Source organism: Klebsiella sp. H-Nf2, assembly GCF_002806645.1.
GTDB lineage: Bacteria > Pseudomonadota > Gammaproteobacteria > Enterobacterales > Enterobacteriaceae > Klebsiella > Klebsiella variicola.
The window spans coordinates 1-4,643 of record NZ_PIBL01000026.1; the positions used below are offsets into that span (position 1 = coordinate 1).

The 4,643-nt window shown below is 51.2% G+C and carries 4 protein-coding genes, 4 tRNA genes and 1 rRNA gene; 8 read left to right on the top strand and 1 reads right to left on the bottom strand.

Annotation, left to right across the window (positions count from 1 at the left end; all coding sequences use genetic code 11):
• Positions 1–5: 5 nt before the first annotated feature.
• From rrf to birA, 3 genes are all read left to right on the top strand, one after another.
• Positions 6–121: ribosomal RNA gene (gene rrf / locus CWM58_RS27745) — 5S ribosomal RNA — on the top strand.
• A gap of 233 nt (positions 122–354) precedes the next feature.
• Positions 355–1,383 (top strand): UDP-N-acetylmuramate dehydrogenase, encoded by a 1,029-nt coding sequence (gene murB, locus CWM58_RS27750; protein WP_074387395.1) that lies wholly within the window; start codon positions 355–357, stop codon positions 1,381–1,383.
• The gene (birA, locus tag CWM58_RS27755) at positions 1,380–2,342 is read left to right on the top strand and encodes a bifunctional biotin--[acetyl-CoA-carboxylase] ligase/biotin operon repressor BirA (protein ID WP_100682221.1); all 963 of its coding nucleotides are present in this window, start codon (positions 1,380–1,382) and stop codon (positions 2,340–2,342) included. The genes murB and birA overlap by 4 nt, the downstream gene beginning before the upstream one ends.
• A 26-nt stretch (positions 2,343–2,368) precedes the next feature.
• Here birA and coaA read toward each other — a convergent pair whose 3' ends face one another.
• Positions 2,369–3,319, bottom strand: coding sequence for a type I pantothenate kinase (gene coaA, locus CWM58_RS27760; protein WP_012543215.1), 951 nt, complete (start codon positions 3,317–3,319; stop codon positions 2,369–2,371).
• A 430-nt stretch (positions 3,320–3,749) separates the two neighbouring features.
• Here coaA and CWM58_RS27765 point away from each other — a divergent pair.
• The 5 genes from CWM58_RS27765 to CWM58_RS27785 form a co-directional block, all read left to right on the top strand.
• Positions 3,750–3,825 (top strand) — tRNA-Thr (locus CWM58_RS27765).
• Between the two features lie 10 nt (positions 3,826–3,835).
• Positions 3,836–3,920, top strand: a tRNA-Tyr gene (locus CWM58_RS27770).
• Positions 3,921–4,035: 115 nt separating this feature from the next.
• Positions 4,036–4,110 (top strand) — tRNA-Gly (locus CWM58_RS27775).
• A 5-nt stretch (positions 4,111–4,115) separates the two neighbouring features.
• Positions 4,116–4,191, top strand: a tRNA-Thr gene (locus CWM58_RS27780).
• Positions 4,192–4,306: 115 nt separating this feature from the next.
• The coding region (locus tag CWM58_RS27785) for a GTP-binding protein (protein WP_000031698.1) at positions 4,307–4,643 on the top strand (337 nt) is incomplete at its 3' end.

Below are 4,643 nucleotides of genomic sequence, written 5' to 3' on the forward strand. Positions count from 1 at the left end.
ATTTGCCTGGCGGCACTAGCGCGGTGGTCCCACCTGACCCCATGCCGAACTCAGAAGTGAAACGCCGTAGCGCCGATGGTAGTGTGGGGTCTCCCCATGTGAGAGTAGGGAACTGCCAGGCATCAAACAAGTGAAGAGCCCATCCTGACGGATGGGCTTTTTGCGTTTCAGTGGTCCGGGCAGCATGTCGGCATGTGTCCCCGGTGGGCTGCGCTTACCGGGGCTACGGATCCTCAGCCATCTGCTGACCGCGCAGCCCGATAACGCCCTGCAACATCATTGCCCCTGCAATCGGGCAAGCCTTCCCCCGCCAGATACGGTAAACTAACGCCGATTTTGCATCAGGAAGCCACTATGAACCACTCCCTCAAACCCTGGAATACCTTTGGCATTGAGCGCTCCGCCAAGACGATTGTACGCGCCGAAACTGAGCAGCAGTTATTAAGCGCCTGGCAAACTGCTGTCGCAGAAGGTCAGCCCACGCTGATTCTTGGGGAAGGCAGTAACGTTCTGTTTCTGAACGACTATGCCGGTACGGTGATCATCAACCGGATTATGGGGATCGAGGTGAGCGAAACCCCGGAAGCCTGGTGCTTGCACGTCGGTGCTGGTGAAAACTGGCATCAACTGGTGCAGTTCACGCTACAGCATGCGATGCCAGGACTGGAAAACCTGGCATTGATCCCTGGATGCGCAGGGTCTTCGCCGATCCAGAATATTGGCGCCTACGGTGTCGAGCTGCAGCGGGTTTGCGAATATGTTGACTGCATCGAGCTGGAAACGGGTCGTAAGGAACGTCTTTCAGCAGAGGAATGCCGTTTCGGCTATCGCGACAGCATCTTCAAACATGAATATCAGGATCGCTACGCCATCGTCGCGATTGGATTATCGTTGGCGAAAGTATGGCAGCCGGTGCTGAGCTATGGTGATTTAACGCGTCTTGATCCACAGACCGTCACCCCACAGCAGGTATTCGATTCCGTTTGTCATATGCGAATGACTAAGTTGCCGGATCCAAAGATTAACGGCAATGCCGGAAGCTTCTTTAAGAACCCGATCGTCAGCGCTCAGGTTGCTGAAGCGCTGCTGGCGCAATTCCCCCAGGCGCCGCATTATCCGCAGGCAAACGGCACCGTCAAGCTGGCCGCGGGCTGGTTAATCGATCAATGTCAGCTCAAAGGACAACGCATTGGCGGCGCGGCCGTCCATCGACAACAGGCCCTGGTACTTATTAATGAAGATCGAGCGACCAGCGAGGACGTGGTAAAACTAGCCCATTACGTTCGCCAGCAGGTGGGTGAGAAATTTGATGTATGGCTTCAGCCCGAGGTGCGCTTCATTGGAACGCATGGTGAAGTCAACGCAGAGGAGAGCATTGCGTGAAAGACTATAGTATTCCCTTAACGTTGATTTCTATCCTGGCTGATGGCGAGTTCCACTCAGGTGAACAGCTTGGTGAGCAGTTAGGTATGAGCCGGGCGGCGATTAATAAGCATATCCAGACCTTACGCGACTGGGGCGTCGATGTGTTTACTGTGCCAGGTAAGGGTTACAGCCTGCCAGAGCCCATTCATCTGTTGGATGAGAAAAAGATTTCCCAACAGATTGAACATGGCCGGGTGACGGTTCTCCCCGTGATTGACTCCACTAACCAATATTTACTGGACAGGCTTGATGAGCTGACATCCGGGGATGCCTGTGTGGCTGAATATCAGCAGGCAGGGCGAGGACGGCGAGGTCGAAAATGGTTCTCGCCCTTTGGCGCCAATCTTTATCTCTCGATGTTCTGGCGCCTGGAGCAAGGGCCGGCAGCGGCTATTGGACTCAGCCTGGTAATTGGTATCGTGATTGCTGAAGTTCTGCAGCAGCTCGGGGCCGATCAGGTACGGGTGAAATGGCCAAACGATATTTACCTGCAAGATCGTAAACTGTCAGGGATCCTCGTGGAACTGACCGGGAAAACGGGCGATGCCGCACTAATCGTTAGCGGCGCGGGTATTAATCTTGTTATGCGTCGCGTGGAGTCTGACGTCGTCAATCAGGGCTGGATAAGCCTTCAGGAAGCGGGGGTTATCATCGATCGCAACCTCCTCGCCGCGCGCCTGATTAAAGAGCTACGTCTGGGCCTCGAACTGTTCGAGCAAGAAGGGTTAGCGCCCTATCTGCCGCGCTGGGAAAAACTGGATAACTTTATTCATCGCCCGGTAAAACTCATTATCGGTGATAAAGAGATCTATGGAATTTCCCGAGGCATTGACGCGCAGGGTGCACTATTGCTGGAACAGGATGGAGTGATAAAAGCCTGGGTTGGCGGTGAAATATCATTGCGTAGCGCAGAATAAAAAAGGGAGCTTCGGCTCCCTTTGCTTTATTTACGTAAGCGTACCTGATTCACAGAATGATTGGCGCTTTTGGTCATAATCAGGCTGGCGCGCTCACGGGTTGGTAGTATATTTTCCTTGAGATTCATTAAGTTAATCTCATTCCATAGCGAGGTGGCAATATCTACCGCTTCTTCCTTAGACAGCTTTGCGTAATTGTGGAAATAGGAGTCAGGATCGGTAAACGCCCCTTCACGGAATTTGAGAAAACGGTTGATATACCAGCTTTTCAATAATTCTTCCGGTGCATCGACATAAATAGAAAAATCGACAAAATCGGATACAAATACATGATGGGGATCGTGCGGATAATCCATTCCACTTTGCAGAACGTTGAGCCCCTCAAGAATTAAAATATCCGGTTGTGCGACGGTTTTGTCGCCGTCTGGAATAACATCATAAATCAGATGGGAATAAACCGGTGCGGTTGCCTGCGGTACACCTGATTTAAGGTCTGAGACAAACTTCACCAGTCGATGCATATCATAGGACTGCGGAAAGCCTTTCTTCTTCATTAACCCGCGTTCTTTCAATACCGAGTTAGGGTGCAAAAATCCGTCAGTGGTGATGAGTTCAACATGGCGGTGCTCTGGCCAACGGCTAAGCAAGGCCTGCAGTACACGGGCTGTGGTGCTTTTTCCTACCGCAACACTGCCAGCAATGCTGATGATATAGGGAATTCGTTGACCATTGGTGCCAAGAAATTGTTCGAGGACAGCCTGACGACGCAGGTTAGAACTGATATAGAAATTGAGCAAACGCGACAGTGGCAAATAGATCTCAGCAACCTCTTCCAGAGAGAGATCTTCGTTGATGCCTTTTAACCGCGTGATTTCATCCTCGGTTAACGTCATCGGGACAGAATCACGAAGTGCAGCCCATTGGTGGCGGTTAAATTGTAGGTACGGTGTCATTAACGTCTGCTCTTTTTGGCTCATAAGCATGTTCTTACCATCACCGAATACGTCGAAACGGCGATGCTTCACACGAGTTAATCAGGACAATGGGCAGGAGGGTAACACCAGATTGCCGGGAATAATAAGAAAAAAACTCATTGAATGCTGCATTCTCGCGTCAGCATCACAAGAGATGAATAAGTTTCTTATTCTGGGTAAAGGATGTGCGTTGCTGATGGGATAAGCGCTAGTGGGCTGTATATCTTTCTGTCAGCTGTCGGAGAGTGTTCTCGGTGACAGACCATGCCGGAAAGAGGCTGATGAGCCGATTTTCTGGCGAATATTTGCACTCCACTGTTTGAAATTACACCATTTTTCCGCGGAAGAGCACAAAATGTGAGCAATAGAACGTTTTATGCAAATTTTTAGTTGCATGAACTCGCTCCTCTCCCTAGAATGCGCGCTACTTGATGCCGACTTAGCTCAGTAGGTAGAGCAACTGACTTGTAATCAGTAGGTCACCAGTTCGATTCCGGTAGTCGGCACCATAACAATTTGGGTGGGGTTCCCGAGCGGCCAAAGGGAGCAGACTGTAAATCTGCCGTCATCGACTTCGAAGGTTCGAATCCTTCCCCCACCACCACTTTCTGGCGACGCTTTGCGTAGCCGGAGTTGGTTGGGTAAACTAATCAGCTCAACATTAAAGAGAGCAATCTCTTTTTTGTGACAGAAAGAACTGGGTAGCCGAGTTTCAGGATGCGGGCATCGTATAATGGCTATTACCTCAGCCTTCCAAGCTGATGATGCGGGTTCGATTCCCGCTGCCCGCTCCAGACGTGCTGATATGGCTCAGTTGGTAGAGCGCACCCTTGGTAAGGGTGAGGTCCCCAGTTCGACTCTGGGTATCAGCACCACTTCTTTATCTCTCCTTCCCTGTTTCTCTCTGTTTATTGCATTCAACAAGTCGGGCATGTTGCCTGGTTGATGTGGTGATATCACCGATTTATCCGTGTCTTAGAGGGACAATCGATGTCTAAAGAAAAGTTTGAACGTACAAAACCGCACGTTAACGTCGGTACTATCGGCCACGTTGACCATGGTAAAACAACGCTGACCGCTGCAATCACTACCGTACTGGCTAAAACCTACGGCGGTGCTGCTCGCGCATTCGACCAGATCGATAACGCACCGGAAGAAAAAGCTCGTGGTATCACCATCAACACTTCCCACGTTGAATACGACACCCCGACTCGCCACTACGCGCACGTAGACTGCCCGGGCCACGCCGACTATGTTAAAAACATGATCACCGGTGCTGCGCAGATGGACGGCGCGATCCTGGTTGTTGCTGCGACTGACGGCCCGA

What these genes read in the sequence shown, in the direction of transcription:
- murB (WP_074387395.1), top strand. Translation starts at nt 355, where the DNA reads ATGAACCACTCCCTCAAACCCTGGAATACCTTTGGCATTGAGCGCTCC.
- coaA (WP_012543215.1), bottom strand. Translation starts at nt 3,319, where the DNA reads ATGAGCCAAAAAGAGCAGACGTTAATGACACCGTACCTACAATTTAAC.